At 67.1% G+C, this 1,082-nt stretch carries 2 protein-coding genes and 1 pseudogene; all 3 read right to left on the bottom strand.

Annotated features, from left to right (window positions below; genetic code table 11):
* Positions 1–36 precede the first annotated feature (36 nt).
* Complete coding sequence (locus ADL15_RS15115; RefSeq protein ID WP_067690277.1) at positions 37–501, bottom strand: single-stranded DNA-binding protein; 465 nt, start codon at positions 499–501, stop codon at positions 37–39.
* Positions 501–701 (bottom strand): hypothetical protein, encoded by a 201-nt coding sequence (locus tag ADL15_RS15110; protein ID WP_157441374.1) that lies wholly within the window; start codon positions 699–701, stop codon positions 501–503. Before ADL15_RS15110 ends, ADL15_RS15115 begins: the two co-directional genes overlap by 1 nt.
* Positions 702–712: 11 nt before the next feature.
* Positions 713–1,082 (bottom strand): annotated as a pseudogene (locus ADL15_RS55310) (hypothetical protein); the annotation flags it as partial.

Genomic DNA, 1,082 nt, shown 5'->3' with positions numbered 1-1,082 from the left:
ACGTCGACGCCGATCGGGTAGCTGTTGGCGTCCATCTCAGAACCCCGCCGAGGCCGTGGCCGCGTCCGCCGGGACCGCGGTGTTCCACACGTCGTCCGGCGCGTCGTTCGGGGTGAACCCGTCGCCGCCCTTGGCACGCGTCGTGCGGGTCACCTTCGCCTGCGCGAACCGCAGTGACGGGCCGATCTCGTCGACGTCCAGGGCGTGCTGCTGACGCTTCTCACCCTCCGGCGTCTCCCACCGCGACAGCCGCAGCCGACCATGGACCACCACGCGGGTGCCCCGGGTCAGCGAACCGGCCACGTTCTCGGCCAGGTCCCGCCACGCCGTGCAGTTCAAGAACAGCGGCTCGCCGTCCTTCCACTGCCCGGAATCGCGGTCCAGCGTGCGCGGAGTCGACGCGACGGTGAACTTCGCCATCGCCGTCCCGTTGGTCAAAAACCGCAACTCCGGGTCGTTAACCAGGTTCCCGACCACCGTGATCGAGGTTTCTCCTGCCATCACTTCACTCCTTGATCAATCTGATGTGAGACGTTGCGTTTCAACACCTCACGGGCTTGCTCCAGTGCGGCCAACAGCCGGTCGATGTCCGCCTCGCGGACGTAGAAGCACAAGCCACCGGCGAAGCCGAGGTAGACCTCATCGGGGTCGAACTCCATCGGCTTGACGGTCACGGGACCCCTGTCGATGCCGGTCACCACAGCCCTGACCGTCATCGCCGACCACCCGTCCGCTGCTCCGGAACCGCAGGCTCGGGAACGTCGGCCAGGTCCAGACCGATCAGTGGCACTGCCGGGGAGACCGGTACGACCTCGTCCACGTCCGGCGACTTCGACAGCAGGAACGCCAGCGGCGACGGCACCAGGCCGGTGAACGGGTCACGACGGGTCACATCCACCCGGACCAGCGTCGACAGGTTCTGCCGGGCACGAGCCACCCGAACCTCCGAGGCTCCACAGGTCACCGCGATCACACCGGTCTTACCGTCAAGCTGCTCCAACGACAGACCCGGACGCAGCCACATCCACACCCGCTCACCAGCAGGAGTCGGACGCGCCCACAACATCAGCGGAAGCTGCAAC

The sequence above is a fragment of the Actinoplanes awajinensis subsp. mycoplanecinus genome, from assembly GCF_001509495.1.
In the GTDB taxonomy this organism is placed as follows: Bacteria; Actinomycetota; Actinomycetes; order Mycobacteriales; family Micromonosporaceae; genus Actinoplanes; species Actinoplanes palleronii.
The sequence above is the reverse complement of the archived record's forward strand: the minus strand, read 5'-3'. Positions and strand labels throughout refer to the sequence as shown.

Bases quoted from the DNA above. Each gene is read 5' to 3' on its own strand.
- ADL15_RS15115 (WP_067690277.1), bottom strand. From the start codon at position 501: ATGGCAGGAGAAACCTCGATCACGGTGGTCGGGAACCTGGTTAACGAC.